The organism is Enterobacter cloacae complex sp. 677-3DZ2D5B, from assembly GCF_004136695.1.
Lineage (GTDB): Bacteria > Pseudomonadota > Gammaproteobacteria > Enterobacterales > Enterobacteriaceae > Enterobacter > Enterobacter hormaechei_C.
The window spans coordinates 52,093-67,608 of sequence record NZ_QFLS01000003.1; the positions used below are offsets into that span (position 1 = coordinate 52,093).

At 56.5% G+C, this 15,516-nt stretch carries 15 protein-coding genes; 6 read left to right on the forward strand and 9 right to left on the reverse strand.

Going from position 1 to position 15,516, the window contains the following annotated elements; translation table 11 throughout:
- The 5 genes from DD597_RS05465 to cpxP all read right to left on the reverse strand — a co-directional run bounded on the left by DD597_RS05465 (position 1) and on the right by cpxP (position 4,767).
- Entirely contained in the window at positions 1-744 is a 744-nt protein-coding gene (locus tag DD597_RS05465) for a CDP-diacylglycerol diphosphatase (RefSeq protein WP_003862014.1), read from the reverse strand.
- A gap of 111 nt (positions 745-855) precedes the next feature.
- On the reverse strand, positions 856-1,845 hold the full coding sequence (locus DD597_RS05470) for a sulfate ABC transporter substrate-binding protein (RefSeq protein WP_003862012.1): 990 nt from the start codon (positions 1,843-1,845) through the stop codon (positions 856-858).
- A 230-nt stretch (positions 1,846-2,075) separates the two neighbouring features.
- A complete protein-coding gene (pfkA, locus tag DD597_RS05475) occupies positions 2,076-3,038 on the reverse strand; it encodes a 6-phosphofructokinase (protein ID WP_003862009.1) in 963 nt (320 codons plus the stop codon).
- A 184-nt stretch (positions 3,039-3,222) separates the two neighbouring features.
- Positions 3,223-4,107 (reverse strand): CDF family cation-efflux transporter FieF, encoded by an 885-nt coding sequence (fieF, locus tag DD597_RS05480; protein ID WP_022652064.1) that lies wholly within the window; start codon positions 4,105-4,107, stop codon positions 3,223-3,225.
- Between the two features lie 153 nt (positions 4,108-4,260).
- Positions 4,261-4,767 (reverse strand): cell-envelope stress modulator CpxP, encoded by a 507-nt coding sequence (gene cpxP / locus DD597_RS05485; RefSeq protein ID WP_003862006.1) that lies wholly within the window; start codon positions 4,765-4,767, stop codon positions 4,261-4,263.
- A gap of 150 nt (positions 4,768-4,917) precedes the next feature.
- Between cpxP and cpxR the strand changes: the two genes are divergently transcribed.
- Positions 4,918-5,616 carry an envelope stress response regulator transcription factor CpxR gene (gene cpxR, locus DD597_RS05490; protein WP_003862004.1) on the forward strand — a complete coding sequence of 233 codons (699 nt, stop codon included), beginning with the start codon at positions 4,918-4,920 and terminating at the stop codon, positions 5,614-5,616.
- Positions 5,613-6,986, forward strand: coding sequence for an envelope stress sensor histidine kinase CpxA (cpxA, locus tag DD597_RS05495; RefSeq protein ID WP_015569937.1), 1,374 nt, complete (start codon positions 5,613-5,615; stop codon positions 6,984-6,986). The genes cpxR and cpxA overlap by 4 nt, the downstream gene beginning before the upstream one ends.
- A gap of 52 nt (positions 6,987-7,038) precedes the next feature.
- Here the strand turns inward: cpxA and yiiM are convergent, their stop codons facing one another.
- On the reverse strand, positions 7,039-7,713 hold the full coding sequence (gene yiiM, locus DD597_RS05500; protein WP_129256010.1) for a 6-hydroxyaminopurine reductase: 675 nt from the start codon (positions 7,711-7,713) through the stop codon (positions 7,039-7,041).
- A 71-nt stretch (positions 7,714-7,784) separates the two neighbouring features.
- Positions 7,785-8,405 carry a superoxide dismutase [Mn] gene (gene sodA / locus DD597_RS05505; RefSeq protein WP_003861999.1) on the reverse strand — a complete coding sequence of 207 codons (621 nt, stop codon included), beginning with the start codon at positions 8,403-8,405 and terminating at the stop codon, positions 7,785-7,787.
- 288 nt (positions 8,406-8,693) lie between these two features.
- Here sodA and rhaT point away from each other — a divergent pair, with 288 nt between their 5' ends.
- Positions 8,694-9,728, forward strand: coding sequence for an L-rhamnose/proton symporter RhaT (rhaT, locus tag DD597_RS05510; protein WP_022652066.1), 1,035 nt, complete (start codon positions 8,694-8,696; stop codon positions 9,726-9,728).
- On the opposite strand, the gene rhaR is transcribed toward rhaT, so the two are convergent.
- Together rhaR and rhaS are read right to left on the reverse strand one after the other, a co-directional pair.
- Positions 9,729-10,577: an HTH-type transcriptional activator RhaR gene (rhaR, locus tag DD597_RS05515; protein ID WP_022652067.1), complete on the reverse strand. Its 849-nt coding sequence runs from the start codon at positions 10,575-10,577 to the stop codon at positions 9,729-9,731. It abuts the gene before it with no gap.
- A gap of 73 nt (positions 10,578-10,650) precedes the next feature.
- On the reverse strand, positions 10,651-11,487 hold the full coding sequence (rhaS, locus tag DD597_RS05520; protein ID WP_022652068.1) for an HTH-type transcriptional activator RhaS: 837 nt from the start codon (positions 11,485-11,487) through the stop codon (positions 10,651-10,653).
- Between the two features lie 301 nt (positions 11,488-11,788).
- On the opposite strand from rhaS, the gene rhaB reads away from it, so the two are divergent.
- The 3 genes from rhaB (at position 11,789) to rhaD (ending at position 15,441) form a co-directional block, all read left to right on the forward strand.
- Positions 11,789-13,258 carry a rhamnulokinase gene (gene rhaB, locus DD597_RS05530; protein ID WP_022652069.1) on the forward strand — a complete coding sequence of 490 codons (1,470 nt, stop codon included), beginning with the start codon at positions 11,789-11,791 and terminating at the stop codon, positions 13,256-13,258.
- On the forward strand, positions 13,255-14,514 hold the full coding sequence (rhaA, locus tag DD597_RS05535) for an L-rhamnose isomerase (protein WP_003861990.1): 1,260 nt from the start codon (positions 13,255-13,257) through the stop codon (positions 14,512-14,514). Before rhaB ends, rhaA begins: the two co-directional genes overlap by 4 nt.
- Positions 14,515-14,610: 96 nt before the next feature.
- Positions 14,611-15,441: a rhamnulose-1-phosphate aldolase gene (gene rhaD, locus DD597_RS05540; protein ID WP_129256005.1), complete on the forward strand. Its 831-nt coding sequence runs from the start codon at positions 14,611-14,613 to the stop codon at positions 15,439-15,441.
- The last annotated feature ends 75 nt before the right edge of the window (positions 15,442-15,516 follow it).

Genomic DNA, 15,516 nt, shown 5'->3' on the forward strand with positions numbered 1-15,516 from the left:
TCACTTCAGGATATCGCATTGATGATCCTGCAATTCCTCAGCCGACGCGCGGTTAAAGGTAAGCAAATTACGCTCTGTCGCCAGCAATACAAACGAGCCGTCTGACTGCTGCGCCATCGCCAGCGCGAAGCGTCCCATATGGTCGCGCGCTTCTGGCAGCTCTTCCGCCAGCATCATAAACGGGCTGCGCTGCACCAGTTCGTTCTCCGTCACCCGACGGGCAAGGTATTCATGCCCTTCCAGCCCGCCCGGAAGCGGTAACCACTGGGTGCTGATTTGCCCCTGCGACGCGTTCAGCTTCTCGCGCACGTCTGGGCGCAGACAGGAGATGTGGATATGAAAATGGTTTTGCGTGCGCCCGGTCGGGGAGTTGATGGTTAGCGAAACGGCGCTGTCAGGCACGTCGGCCCCTCGTTTCATGCTCATAAAATGACGAGACTGCCATGCCAGCCAGAAGAAATTCGGTGTCTGCGGCTCTGTCAGCAATGGGCTTTCGGTGCCGTTGATACGGTACGTGGGCATCAGCAGGTATTGCAGCGGTCCGTTGCGGTCTTTGAACACCACGTAGCCCGCATCTGGCTTCACCTGCGCGCACGGTGCCGGGTTACGGTTATGCAGCTGGTTGGGCACACACTGGTCGAGAACGATATGACGCAACGCATTCGGATTACCCGCTTTCATCCAGTACACGCCGCCTGCGGCAAGGGCGATAACGATCAGAATCAGTAAGATAATTTTTTTCACAACGCGTTCCCTGTTTTCAATAGAGGCAAAAGAGTAACGCAAAATGATGACCAAATAAAAAACCCGGCGGATTTCTCACACCGGGTTACCGTGTCGTTCTTTGTAAAACGCTTAGCGCTTGCTGATCTGGTCGAAGGTGCCGCCGTTAGAAAAGTGCTCTTTCTGCGCTTTGGTCCAGCCGCCAAAAACATCATCGATAGTAAACAGCTTCAGTTTCGGGAAGGCGTTTTCGTATTTCTTCGCGACGGCCTCATCGCGTGGGCGGTAGAAGTTTTTCGCCGCAATTTCCTGCCCTTCCGGTGAGTAGAGGTACTTCAGGTAGGCTTCCGCCACCGCTTTGGTGCCCTTCTTATCAACAACCTTATCGACGACGGAGACGGTCGGCTCAGCGAGGATGGATTCGCTCGGGGTGACGATCTCGAACTTGTCTTTACCCAGCTCGTTGGTCGCCAGCAGGGCTTCGTTTTCCCAGGCGATCAGCACGTCGCCGATGCCGCGCTCGACGAAGGTGTTGGTTGCGCCGCGCGCGCCGGAGTCCAGCACTTCGACGTTTTTAAACAGTGCTTTGACGAAGTCCTGTGCTTTGGCCTGATCGCCGTTGTTGTGGTGCAGCGCGTAGCCCCAGGCCGCCAGGTAGTTCCAGCGTGCGCCGCCGGAACTTTTCGGGTTCGGGGTAATGACAGACACGCCCGGCTTAATCAGGTCGTTCCAGTCTTTAATCTGTTTCGGGTTGCCTTTGCGCACCAGGAAGACGATGGTCGAGGTGTATGGCGCAGAGTTGTCCGGCAGGCGCTTGATCCAGTTTTTGTCGATACGGCCACGCTCCGCGATCGCATCCACGTCATAAGCCAGCGCCAGGGTCACCACGTCGGCTTCGATACCGTTGATCACCGATGTCGCCTGCTTACCGGAACCGCCGTGAGACTGGCGAACCACCACGTTATCGCCGGTTTCCTGTTTCCAGTGCGCCGCGAAAGCTTTGTTGTACTGGTCGTACAGTTCACGCGTCGGATCGTACGACACATTCAGTAACTGAATGTCCTTTGCCAGAACGCTGGTTGATGCCAGCAATAATGTTAACCCCACGCCCCATTTATTCATCGCCCAGCTCTCTTGTGTAGTGTTTTGATGAATGCAGCGTGCCAGAAAGCTAATCGATGATTAAAGAATAAAAAAAGATTGGCTATAACGTGAAGGAATAAAAAAATGAATGAGCGGCCTGATGCCCTCACCCCAACCCTCTCCCACGGGAGAGGGAGCAACCATAAAAAACGGTAACCCAAGGGTTACCGTTTTGCATTTACCTTGTCACCACCGGGCAACAGAGCCAATCAGTACAGTTTTTTCGCACAGTCCAGCCAGTCACCTTTGAACGGACGCTTCATGTTTTCAATGGCGTCGATGATGTCATGGTGAACCAGTTTCTCGTTCTGGATACCGACGCAGCGGCCGCCGTGGCCCTGTAGCAGCAGCTCGATCGCGTACGCGCCCATGCGGGACGCCAGGATACGGTCGTACGGGCCTGGGGAACCGCCACGCTGGATGTGACCCAGAACGGTCGCGCGGGTTTCGCGTTTGGTTTCGGTTTCGATGTACTTCGCCAGCTCGTCAACGTCACAGATGTGCTCGGTGATGGCAACGATGGCATGTTTCTTACCTTTCGCGATACCAGCTTTGATTTCAGCAACCAGATCTTCACGGCTGAATTCCACTTCCGGCACCACCACGAACTCACAGCCACCGGCAATTGCCGCCGCCAGAGTCAGGTCACCGCAGTAACGGCCCATCACTTCAACAATAGAAATACGCTGGTGAGAGGAAGAGGTGTCACGCAGGCGGTCAATCGCTTCCACAACGGTACCCAGCGCGGTGAAGTAACCGATGGTGTAGTCGGTGCCTTTGATGTCATTGTCGATGGTGCCAGGCAGGCCGATGCACGGGAAGCCCATTTCAGTCAGACGTTTTGCACCCATGTAGGAGCCGTCGCCGCCGATAACCACCAGCGCATCCAGACCCCGTTTTTTCATATTTTCGATAGCCACTTCACGGATGTGTTCGTCACGGAATTCCGGGAAGCGTGCAGAACCGAGGAAAGTACCGCCACGGTTGATCATGTCAGACACGCTGTAGCGGTCGAGCTGAACCATGCGGTCTTCATACAGACCCAGGTAACCGTCATAGATACCAAAAACTTCCAGACCTTCCGTCAGCGCTGCACGGACAACCCCACGGATTGCCGCGTTCATGCCCGGCGCATCACCGCCGCTTGTCAACACACCGATTTTCTTAATCATGACTACCTCTGAACTTAGGAATGCAAAATTGAAATCTGCTGCCGGAAGAAACTGTTCAACCGTCGAATACTGCAAATAGTATATCAATCCCTTCCAGCTGAATTGATTCAGGTCAGGCCATATGGTGGTAATTTATCCACAAAATGCTGCTCTGGCTCACTTTTTTACAACGAATTACGAAAGCTCAAAACGCCCTGGGTACGACAGAGCACGGATCCTGATGAATAATGACGTCTGACCCAGGGAAACGCTGCAAAATCGCCTGCTCCACCTGTTCAGCGACCATATGCGCCTGAACCAGTGGCAGGTTGTCTTCCATTTCCAAATGAATCTGAATAAAGCGGGTCGGCCCTGACTGCCGCGTACGAAGATCGTGAGCACCACTGACGCCAGGCCAGTTGGTCACGATGGCATAAATTTCATCACGTTCTGCATCCGGAAGCGCACGGTCAAGAAGCGACTGTACCGCGTCATACCCCATCCGCAAGGCGCTGTATAAAATATAGATCCCTATCCCTAACGCAAACAACGCATCGGCCCGATGCCAGCCATACCAGGCCAGACCAAGCGCAATAAGAATAGCCCCATTCATCATAACATCAGACTGATAATGAAGCATATCAGCCCGTACAGCCTGGCTTTGTGTTTTGCGTACAACCCAGCGCTGGAACGTTACAAGAACAAGTGTGCTTATAAGTGCAACTACCGTTACGACCACGCCAACGCCCGGATCGTTCATTGGTGACGGCGAAACAAGATGCTGAATGCCTGTCAAAAACAGGAAAAGCGCAGAGCCCGAAATAAACATGCTTTGTGCCAGCGCGGCCAGCGATTCCGCTTTGCCGTGGCCAAACGTATGCTCTTCATCCGCCGGTTGCAGCGAGTAGCGCACCACCAGCAGGTTGGTCAGCGAGGCGGCAATATCCACCAGTGAGTCCACCAGCGCCGCCAGAATACTGACCGATCCGGTGTACCACCACGCGAAAATTTTAATGATCAGTAAACACGACGCCATCACCGTCGCGGCTATTGCGGCCCGGCTTACCAGCCGTCCATAGGATTGATTCATAAACACTCCTGTCATGCCATGGCGCTAGTATAACGGATGGTGGTGGAGTGAAAGGATGAATAAAGCGTTAACAAACCGGAACGATGGGCAAAAAAAACCCCCACATCATGTGGGGGAAGACAGGGATGGTGTCTATGGCAAGGAAAACAGGGTTTACTGGTTACTACGGGTACTGCTATTGCTACTGAAAAGCGTCATATCTGAGCTTCGCTGCATCCGTGCAACCTCACGCAACTGGTTCATACGTTGCTGATGTTTGGTATTCAAAACCGCTTGCTGCTCGGGCGTTAGCAGGTGGAACATCTGGTTGCGAACCTTCGCCATCTCTACCTGGCGGGCAACCTGTTCCTGCGCCATTTTTTCGGCCTGAGCGCGTACAGCGCTTTCGTCAAAATTTTCTGCGGTGACAAGGCGATGCATTGTCTCCATTTCGCTAACATTAACAGGGGGCTGGTCGTGTCTTGCCCTCTGCATCAGATCTCGCATCTGTTGACGCTGATGTTCGGTTAAACTTATGCCGTCAAACATATGGCTTTGGCTGCTGTGCTGCGTTGCGCCCTCTGCTGAGGAACCGTTATCACTGATGATAGCTACAGCAGCCTGGCTAAACGCACTGAAGGCCAGCGTTGAGGCCATGACGGCAGCGGTAACTTTGCGCATCACTTGCTCCCAAAATCTTTCGTGTCGCGATTCAACGAGAGACAGTCTACGATTCAGGCTGCAAACATGCGTCAGGGGGTGTAAAACAACGTAAAGTCATGGATTAGATAGCCTTGATGTCGTAATTTCTGCCTCGGAGGTATTTAAACAATGAATAAAATCCTGTTAGTTGATGATGACCGAGAGCTCACATCTCTTTTAAAGGAGTTGCTCGACATGGAAGGTTTCAACGTCCTGGTTGCCCATGATGGCGAGCAGGCGCTGAGTCTCCTTGACGACAGCATCGATTTACTTTTGCTCGACGTCATGATGCCGAAGAAAAACGGTATTGATACGTTGAAAGAGCTTCGCCAGACACACCAGACCCCCGTCATTATGCTAACCGCACGCGGCAGCGAGCTTGACCGCGTACTCGGCCTTGAGCTGGGTGCGGATGACTATTTACCTAAGCCGTTCAACGACCGTGAACTGGTGGCCCGTATTCGCGCGATCCTGCGCCGCTCTCACTGGAGCGAGCAGCAGCAGAATACCGACAACAGCTCACCTACGCTGGAAGTGGACTCCCTGAGCCTGAACCCGGGCCGCCAGGAAGCGAGCTTCGACGGTGAAACGCTGGAGCTAACCGGCACCGAGTTCACCCTGCTGTATCTGCTGGCGCAGCATCTCGGCCAGGTGGTGTCGCGTGAACACTTAAGCCAGGAAGTGCTGGGCAAACGCCTCACCCCGTTTGACCGCGCCATCGACATGCATATCTCGAACCTGCGCCGTAAGCTGCCGGAGCGTAAAGACGGTCATCCCTGGTTCAAAACCCTGCGTGGTCGTGGTTATCTGATGGTTTCCGCTTCATGATAGGCAGCTTAACCGCCCGCATCTTCGCCATCTTCTGGCTGACGCTGGCACTGGTTTTAATGCTCGTTTTGATGTTGCCAAAACTCGACTCACGCCAGATGACGGAGCTACTCGACAGCGAGCAACGTCAGGGCGTGATGATCGAGCAGCACGTGGAAGCGGAGCTGGCAAACGATCCGCCGAACGATTTAATGTGGTGGCGCAGGTTGTTTCGCGCTATCGACAAGTGGGCGCCCCCCGGACAACGTCTTTTACTGGTCACCAGCGAAGGTCGCGTGATTGGAGCCGATCGCAATGAAATGCAGATTATCCGCAACTTTATTGGCCAGGCGGATAACGCCGATCACCCACAGAAAAAGAAATATGGTCGGGTAGAGATGGTTGGTCCTTTCTCGGTTCGGGACGGGGAAGACAATTATCAGCTCTACCTGATTCGCCCTGCGAGCAGTTCCCAGTCCGACTTCATCAACCTGCTGTTTGACCGTCCGCTTTTGCTGTTGATTGTCACGATGCTGGTCAGTTCCCCGCTGCTATTATGGCTGGCGTGGAGCCTGGCGAAACCGGCGCGTAAGCTGAAAAATGCGGCGGACGAAGTGGCGCAGGGCAACCTGAGGCAGCATCCGGAGCTGGAATCCGGGCCGCAGGAGTTCCTGGCCGCCGGAACCAGTTTTAACCAGATGGTCTCTGCTCTTGACCGCATGATGACCGCGCAGCAACGCCTGCTGTCGGATATCTCCCACGAGCTGCGGACGCCGCTCACGCGCTTACAGCTGGGTACCGCCCTGCTGCGCCGCCGCAGCGGTGAGAGCAAAGAGCTGGAGCGTATTGAGACGGAAGCGCATCGCCTGGACAGCATGATAAACGATCTGCTGGTGATGTCGCGCAATCAGCAGAAAAACGCGCTGGTGAGCGAAACGGTGAAAGCCAATCACCTCTGGCATGAGGTGCTGGACAACGCGGCGTTCGAAGCGGAGCAGATGGGCAAATCGTTCACCGTCAACTTCCCGCCGGGCCCGTGGCCGCTCTACGGTAACCCCAACACGCTGGAAAGCGCGCTGGAGAATATCGTGCGTAACGCCCTGCGCTACTCGCACACGAAGATTGAGGTGGCGTTCTCGGTGGATAAAGACGGGATAACCGTCATTGTCGACGACGACGGTCCTGGCGTCAGCCCGGAAGATCGCGAGCAGATTTTCCGTCCGTTCTACCGTACCGACGAGGCACGCGACCGTGAATCGGGCGGTACGGGACTGGGGCTGGCGATTGTGGAAACCGCCATGCAACAGCACCGTGGCTGGGTGAAAGCCGATGACAGCCCGCTGGGCGGGCTCAGGTTAACGCTGTGGCTGCCGCTGTATAAGCGTTCGTAACCGTATGTGCCGGGTGGCGGCTTCGCCTTACCCGGCCTACTTTCTGCGGGAACTATTTCCCCCATAATCTCCGCGAACTGCTCTCGATCTTGCCGCTTATCCGCCGCTTCTGCATCGTTCTGGTCCAGCTGGTGGATAATCCCGCCGCTGACAGCAGACGGTGATACTGATCGTCATCAAACGGCATATGCCAGGCAATTGCGCAGGCCTCGTACACCGACACCTCACTCAAACGCGAAGCCAGCTCAAGCGGCGCATCCGCCGAAACCTGTCCCGCCTGCACAACGCGATACAGCCAGCCGGTTTTACCCGCGTTTTGCAACTGGGCCGACATATCCTGAATGCCGAAATGGTAATTAAGCTTAAAGCACGGTGAGCGCGGCTGGGTGACCTGAATCAAAGCATCGCCCCAGCGGTAAATATCGCCGATAAAGACGTTCTTCTCCGTCAGCCCCTCCGTTGAGAGATTTTCGCCAAACGCGGGGGCGACGAAGAGGTCAGCCTGTTCAGGAAATTCGGTTTTCCAGTGCTGATAGTGCTCGCGCGGATAGTGGCACAGCGCGCGCTCCGGCCCGCCGTGGATCTTCTTTTCGGCCTGCTCGTCACCCGCAAGCCCGAGGTCGGTTAACGTCAGCTCACCGTCGACCTGAATTTTGGCGATGGCGCTCGGGCGGCTGCCGTCGTACTCCCTTACCTTGCCTGTAAATACATTCACCGGATAATGCATCGCTGCCTCCATTACGCAGATACAAAAAAAGCGAGCCATCAGACTCGCTTCTCACAGGCGTCAATGCAACCTTATTTTTTAGCGGCGAAACGCGCTGCTGCTTCGTCCCAGTTCACTACATCCCAGAAGGCTTTGATGTAGTCAGGGCGACGGTTCTGGAACTTCAGGTAGTAAGCGTGTTCCCACACGTCCAGACCCAGAATTGGGAAGCCGGATGCGCCAGAGATAGCTTCACCCATAAGCGGGGAATCCTGGTTAGCGGTAGAAACGACCGCCAGTTTGTCACCTTTCAGAACCAGCCACGCCCAGCCAGAGCCGAAACGGGTTGCAGCGGCTTTTTCGAATTCCGCTTTGAAGTTGTCAACGGAACCGAAGTCACGCTCGATAGCCGCTTTCAGGTCGCCCTGAAGGGTGGTGCCGGTTTTCAGGCCTTTCCAGAACAGGCTGTGGTTAGCGTGACCGCCCGCGTTGTTGCGCAGCACGGTTTTCTTGTCTGCTGGCAGCTGGTCCAGTTTGGTGATCAGCTCTTCAACAGGCAGATTAGCGAACTCTGGCAGGCTTTCCAGCGCAGCATTCGCGTTGTTCACGTAGGTCTGGTGGTGTTTAGTGTGATGGATTTCCATCGTCTGCTTGTCGAAATGCGGTTCCAGTGCGTCGTAGGCATACGGCAGGGATGGCAGTGTATAACTCATAATCCTCTCCATTATTGTCGGGCGGCACAGCTGTTAATGCCGCGTAAGCAGTTGGTTCATTATAGTTAATTAAATGATATTGAAAATGATTATCAATGCCGTAGTTTTTATAAGGTTATTCGGTTTTTGAGAAATGAAGGAATTGTGAGTCTGCTCACGCGGTTAACGTGCTGATTGCCATTCAAAACAAAAGTGCGGCAACCTTCTGAAGGTTCCCAAACCGCCTCATTTTTACACTCATCAAGTCGGCGGGAAGCCTCCGGCTATAAAAACGATGAGGATGTAAAAATGAATCATGCGATTACGATGGGTATCTTCTGGCATTTGATAGGCGCGGCCAGTGCAGCCTGTTTCTATGCCCCGTTTAAAAAGGTGAAAGGCTGGTCATGGGAAACCATGTGGTCCGTTGGCGGTACCGTGTCCTGGCTGATTTTGCCGTGGACAATCAGCGCCATGCTGCTGCCCGATTTCTGGGGCTACTTCTCCTCCTTCAACGCCTCCACCCTGCTGCCGGTATTCCTGTTCGGCGCGATGTGGGGCATCGGTAATATCAACTACGGCCTCACCATGCGCTACCTCGGCATGTCGATGGGGATTGGCATCGCGATTGGCATAACGTTGATTGTTGGCACCCTGATGACGCCAATCCTCAACGGCAACTTCGATGTGCTGATCAACACCCAGGGAGGGCGAATGACCCTGCTGGGCGTGCTGGTGGCGGTGATCGGCGTGGGCATCGTCACCCGCGCGGGCCAGCTGAAAGAACGCAAGATGGGCATCAAAGCCGAAGAGTTCAACCTGAAGAAAGGGCTGCTGCTGGCGGTGATGTGCGGCGTCTTCTCGGCGGGCATGTCGTTCGCCATGAATGCCGCCAAACCGATGCACGACGCCGCTGCGGCGCTGGGCGTCGATCCGCTGTACGTTGCCCTGCCAAGCTACGTGGTGATCATGGGCGGCGGCGCGCTGGTAAACCTCGGCTTCTGCTTTATTCGTCTGGCAAAAGTGAACAACCTGTCGGTAAAAGCCGACTTCTCGCTGGCAAAACCGCTGATCGTCACCAACGTCCTGCTCTCCGCCCTTGGCGGCCTGATGTGGTATCTGCAATTCTTCTTCTACGCCTGGGGTCACGCCAGTATTCCGGCGCAGTATGACTACATGAGCTGGATGCTGCACATGAGCTTCTACGTGCTGTGTGGCGGGCTGGTTGGGCTGGTGCTGAAAGAGTGGAACAACGCCGGGCGTCGTCCGGTTGGCGTGCTGAGCCTGGGCTGCGTGGTGATTATCATTGCGGCCAATATCGTCGGCCTCGGCATGGCGAACTGATTACGCTGCCTTTCGACTGCGATGACGCCACTGAACCGGCGTCATCCCCACCTCACGGTTAAACACCACCGAGAAGTAGTTACTGTCCTCAAAGCCGCAGCGCATCGCCACTTCACTCACCATCAGCTCCGTATGCTGTAACAGGTACTGGGCGTGGCAGATGCGCAGCTGGCGCAGATAGTGGTTTACCGTCATCCCCGTCTGGGTGCGGAACTGCTGGCGCAGCGCGCGCTCGCTGCACTGCTCCTGCTCGCAGAATTTTTCCAGCACGAAACTCTTGTTCAGACTGCCCGCAAGCCGGGTGATGAGCTTATCCAGCAGCGCTTCCTGCATGGTGGCAGAGGGATTATCCGTAGCGTAACGATGGCGCTTCAGGGTCATCACCAGCTGGGCGAAAAGCAGCTCCGACATCTGGTTAGCCGCCGGATCGCTCTTCTGGCTCTCCTGCTCCAGCTGGGAAATCGTCTGGCGCACCTGAGCCATGCCGTTGCTGCTTAAGCGCCAGTGCGGTTCGCCTCTGGCATTATGAAAACCGGGGATATTGCCCGCCCAGTCGACATTCAGTTTAAGTCTGTCGGGGCAATAGATGACGTTCTGCAACACCAGATCGTTAACCGAGGCGTAGGAGTGTTTGTCTTCAGCGCGGATGTAGAACAGGTCTCCGCGCGTGATGCGGTAGGGACGGTCGTTGAGGACGTGCAGGCCATTGCCCCGCCACACCAGCACCAGCTCGCAAAACTCGTGGGTGTGCTCGGCGAAGACGTTTTGCGGGTAGCGGTCGGCCACCGCGACGGCCTGACTCGCGGAGGCAAAAAAATCATCTTTGCGAAGAATGAGCTGAGCAGCCACACCACAACCTCTACGGCGAATAACCGGACATTATTAGCCTTTTTGCAGCAAAAAAACGGTGACTGCCCTCGCGTTACTGAAGCAACGCGTCTTTCCCCTGACGAATATCGCGCGGCGACCAGCTAAACTCCCGGCGAAACAGCGTCGAAAAGTGGTTACTGTCGCCGAAACCGCAGCGATAGGCGATATCGGTGACGCTTTCGTCGGTATGACGTAAAAGGTGACGCGCTTTGATCAGGCGCAGACGGTTAAGGTAACGCTGCGGCGTCAGGCCGGTATGCTGCTTGAGCTGACGATGCAGCGTGCGCAGCGAGAGCGAAAAGTCATCCGCCAGCGTTTCCCAGCAGACATCTTCGGCGAAATGATCTTCCAGCCATGCCATCAGCTGATTCAGGCGCGCGTCGTTATTTTCCAGCCCTTCCACCAGGCTGCTGCGCCGCAGCAGCACCAGCAGCTGCATAAACAGCAGCTCGCGGGTAGCAATGGCGTGCGTTTCCTGTCCATCCTCGCTCTGCTCCATCTGGCTCACCAGCTGACGCACCTGCTGCAACGTGGACTGATTCACCCGCCAGTGCGACGGATAATGGCCGTCCTTCTCCTGCGGCAACAGCTGATTCAGCCCGGAAAGAAACTGGAACGCATCCGGAGAACGATAGAGCACATTGGTCAGGCACAGGTTGTCGGTATGTTCATACAGGTGCCTGTCGTGATCGCGCACGAAGCACACCGTACCGCCGCTGATGGTATACGGCTGACCGTTAAACACGTGGATGCCCGTTCCGTGCTCAACAATCACAATTTCATGAAAATCATGATGATGCTCCGGGAACGCAGCCTGAGGCAGCCGTGGCTCAATCGCGACCGGCGAAGCCCCCGTAGGAAAAAAATCGACGCTGTGCAGTACGGTCATAACGGCCCCCACCAATGAGAAAAGTTCTCAAAATAGTAATTAAGGCCTTTCACGCTCACCTTAAATTTTTGACAGCAAACCGCGCAAAAGCTGTCGGTTTTTCAAGAAACAGGCGGAAAGATCGGGAAATGCGGTCAGCGTCACACTGCCTGCAAACCCCGCCATTACTGGAAACTGTGAACTCCCTCACGTTCATCTTTGCTTTCTTGCCAGCGCGAGATTTGGGCTGTCAGTGGCGAGAAGGTGGCTATTTCTTCCCTTTCTTACACTCCTCGCTAATGACTTAAGAAAGGACCCGACCATGACTTTTCGCCATTGTGTGGCTGTCGATTTAGGCGCATCCAGCGGCCGTGTAATGCTCGCCACCTGGGACTGCGACCTGCACACCCTTACGCTTCGCGAAATGCACCGTTTCGCCAATTGTCTGCAAAAACAGGACGGTTTTGTTACCTGGGATATCGACGCCCTGGAAGCAGAGATCCGCACCGGACTTCACAACGTCTGCGAAGACGGTATTCGCATCGACAGTATCGGCATTGATACCTGGGGTGTGGATTACGTACTGCTGGACCGTCACGGCGAACGCGTCGGCCTGCCCGTCTCCTACCGCGACAGCCGCACCGATGGGCTAATGGCGCACGCCATCGCCCAGCTTGGCAAGGAGAACATCTATGGTCGCAGCGGCATTCAGTTTCTGCCGTTTAACACGCTGTATCAGCTGCGCGCGCTGGTTGAGCAACAGCCAGAGCTGGTCGAAAAGGTGGCGCATGCGCTGCTGATCCCGGACTACTTAAGCTACCGTCTGACCGGCAACATGAACTGGGAATACACCAACGCCACCACCACGCAGCTGGTCAACATCAACACCGATAACTGGGATGAACATCTGCTGGCCTGGACGGGCGCCTCGCCGTCCTGGTTTGGCGCGCCAACCCATCCGGGCAATGTGATCGGCCACTGGCTTTGCCCGCAGGGGAATAAAATCCCCGTTGTCGCCGTCGCCAGCCACGACACCGCGAGCGCGGTCATTGCCTCGCCGCTCGCCGGCAAAGATGCGGCCTACCTCTCATCCGGCACCTGGTCGCTGATGGGCTTTGAGAGCAAAACGCCCTACACCAGCGATGCCGCGCTGGCCGCGAACATCACCAACGAAGGCGGTGCCGAAGGGCGCTACCGGGTGCTGAAGAACATCATGGGCCTGTGGCTGCTCCAGCGGGTGCTGAAAGAGCAGAACATCACCGACCTGCCCGAGCTTATCGCCGAAACCGAAACGCTGAAGGCCTGTACCTTCCTGATTAACCCGAACGATGACCGCTTTATCAACCCGGCGCACATGAGCGCCGAAATCCAGGCCGCCTGTTTTGAAGCGGGGCAGCCGGTACCTTCCCGCCCCGCCGAGCTGGCACGCTGCATTTTTGACAGTCTCGCCCTGCTGTATGCCGACATCCTGAGCGAGCTGGCTGACCTTCGCGGCAAACCGTTCACACAACTGCATATCGTGGGCGGCGGCTGCCAGAACCAGCTGCTGAACCAGCTCTGCGCGGATGCATGCGGCATTACCGTGGTGGCAGGTCCGATTGAAGCCTCCACGCTCGGCAATATCGGCATTCAGCTGATGACCCTGGACGAACTGTCCAACGTCGACGATTTCCGTTCGGTGGTGACGGCGAATAACAGCCTGACCACCTTCACCCCCCATCCCTGCCATGAAATTGCCCGCTACCGGGCGCAGTTTCAGCAAAAACGACTGACTAAGGAGCTTTGCGCATGACCACTCAACTTGAACAAGCCTGGGATCTGGCTAAACAGCGTTTCGCCGCCGTCGGCGTGGATGTCGAAGAGGCGCTGCGCCAGCTCGATCGTCTGCCCGTCTCCATGCACTGCTGGCAGGGTGATGATGTCGCCGGTTTCGAGAACCCGGGCGGTTCCCTGACGGGGGGTATTCAGGCCACGGGTAACTATCCTGGCAAAGCGCGCAACGCCACCGAACTGCGTGCGGATCTGGAGCTGGCGCTGAGCCTGATCCCCGGGCCAAAGCGCCTGAACCTGCACGCCATTTATCTCGAATCCGATGAGCCGGTCGCGCGTAACGAAATCAAACCGGAACACTTTACGAACTGGGTGGCGTGGGCGAAAGCCAACCGGCTGGGTCTGGATTTTAACCCGTCCTGCTTCTCGCACCCGCTGAGCGCGGACGGGTTTACCCTTGCGCATGCCAACGATGAAATCCGCCAGTTCTGGATCGACCATGTCAAAGCCAGCCGCCGCGTCTCGGCTTATTTTGGCGAGCAGCTTGGCACGCCATCGGTAATGAATATCTGGATCCCGGACGGCATGAAGGACATCACCGTAGACCGACTGGCCCCGCGTCAGCGCCTGCTGGCCGCGCTGGATGAAGCCATCAGCGAGAAGCTGGACCCGGCGCACCACATCGACGCCGTCGAGAGCAAGCTGTTCGGCATTGGCGCAGAGAGCTACACCGTGGGCTCAAACGAGTTCTACATGGGTTATGCCACCAGCCGCCAGACCGCGCTGTGCCTGGATGCCGGCCACTTCCACCCAACGGAAGTCATCTCCGACAAGATCTCCGCCGCCATGCTCTACGTGCCGCGCCTGCTGCTGCACGTCAGCCGCCCGGTGCGCTGGGACAGCGACCACGTGGTGCTGCTGGATGACGAAACCCAGGCCATTGCCAGCGAAATCATCCGCCACAACCTCTTTGACCGCGTACATATCGGCCTCGACTTCTTCGACGCCTCCATCAACCGCATCGCGGCGTGGGTTATCGGCACCCGTAACATGAAGAAAGCCCTGCTGCGCGCGCTGCTGGAGCCTGTCGCCGCCCTGAAACAGCTGGAAGAAAACGGCGACTACACCGCGCGCCTGGCGCTGCTGGAAGAGCAGAAATCCCTGCCGTGGCAGGCGGTGTGGGAGATGTACTGCCAGCGTCACGATGCACCTGCGGGCAGCCAGTGGCTGGATAACGTGCGGGCGTATGAGAAAGAGGTTCTTGCCGCTCGTCAGTAAAAAACATCGCCCGGCGGCGCGTTGCTTTCCGGGCCTACAGATAAGACCAGGCCGGGTAAGCGTAACGCCACCCGGCATTTTCAAAGGAACTATAGTATGCAGACCATTACCACTTCCTGGTTCGTCCAGGGCATGATCAAAGCCACCTCTGACGCCTGGCTCAAGGGCTGGGATGAGCGCAACGGCGGCAACCTGACGCTACGCCTGGACGACGCGGATATCGAGCCATTTGCCTCCGATTTCCACCAGAAGCCGCGCTATATCGCCCTGAGCCAGCCGATGCCGCTGCTCGCCAACACGCCGTTTATCGTCACCGGTTCTGGGAAGTTTTTCCGCAACGTACAGCTGGACCCGGAAGCCAACCTCGGCGTGGTGAAGGTGGACAGCGACGGCGCGGGTTACCACATTCTCTGGGGGCTGACGGATGAGGCGGTGCCAACCTCTGAGCTGCCGGCGCACTTCCTCTCCCACTGCGAGCGCATCAAGGCGACCAATGGCAAGGACCGCGTGATCATGCACTGCCACGCCACCAACCTGATCGCCCTGACCTACGTGCTGGAAAACAATTCTGATTTCTTCACCCGCAAACTGTGGGAAGGCAGCACCGAGTGTCTGGTGGTGTTCCCGGACGGCGTCGGCATTCTGCCGTGGATGGTGCCGGGTACCGACGAAATCGGCCAGGCGACCGCGACGGACATGCAGAAGCACTCACTGGTGCTGTGGCCGTTCCACGGCGTCTTCGGCAGCGGCCCGACACTGGATGAAACCTTCGGCCTGATCGACACCGCCGAGAAATCCGCGGAGGTGCTGGTGAAGGTCTATTCCATGGGCAGCATGAAGCAGACCATCACCCGGGAAGAGCTGATTGCCCTGGGCAAACGCTTTGGCGTCACCCCGATGCAGTCGGCGTTAGATCTGTACCAATAACAACATCGCGCCCCGCTCACCGAGACGGGGCGAAAACCACCTGCAATCCCTACAACTAACTCAAGTCAGTGGAGT

Coding starts and splice junctions, on each gene's coding strand:
- yiiM (WP_129256010.1), bottom strand. CDS start 7,713: ATGCATTATCCGGTGAATGTATTTACAGGCAAGGTAAGGGAGTACGAC.
- cpxP (WP_003862006.1), bottom strand. CDS start 4,767: ATGCGCAAAGTTACCGCTGCCGTCATGGCCTCAACGCTGGCCTTCAGT.
- rhaD (WP_129256005.1), top strand. CDS start 14,611: ATGCAGACCATTACCACTTCCTGGTTCGTCCAGGGCATGATCAAAGCC.
- pfkA (WP_003862009.1), bottom strand. CDS start 3,038: ATGATTAAGAAAATCGGTGTGTTGACAAGCGGCGGTGATGCGCCGGGC.
- rhaB (WP_022652069.1), top strand. CDS start 11,789: ATGACTTTTCGCCATTGTGTGGCTGTCGATTTAGGCGCATCCAGCGGC.
- sodA (WP_003861999.1), bottom strand. CDS start 8,405: ATGAGTTATACACTGCCATCCCTGCCGTATGCCTACGACGCACTGGAA.
- rhaS (WP_022652068.1), bottom strand. CDS start 11,487: ATGACCGTACTGCACAGCGTCGATTTTTTTCCTACGGGGGCTTCGCCG.
- cpxR (WP_003862004.1), top strand. CDS start 4,918: ATGAATAAAATCCTGTTAGTTGATGATGACCGAGAGCTCACATCTCTT.
- cpxA (WP_015569937.1), top strand. CDS start 5,613: ATGATAGGCAGCTTAACCGCCCGCATCTTCGCCATCTTCTGGCTGACG.
- DD597_RS05470 (WP_003862012.1), bottom strand. CDS start 1,845: ATGAATAAATGGGGCGTGGGGTTAACATTATTGCTGGCATCAACCAGC.
- rhaA (WP_003861990.1), top strand. CDS start 13,255: ATGACCACTCAACTTGAACAAGCCTGGGATCTGGCTAAACAGCGTTTC.
- rhaT (WP_022652066.1), top strand. CDS start 8,694: ATGAATCATGCGATTACGATGGGTATCTTCTGGCATTTGATAGGCGCG.
- fieF (WP_022652064.1), bottom strand. CDS start 4,107: ATGAATCAATCCTATGGACGGCTGGTAAGCCGGGCCGCAATAGCCGCG.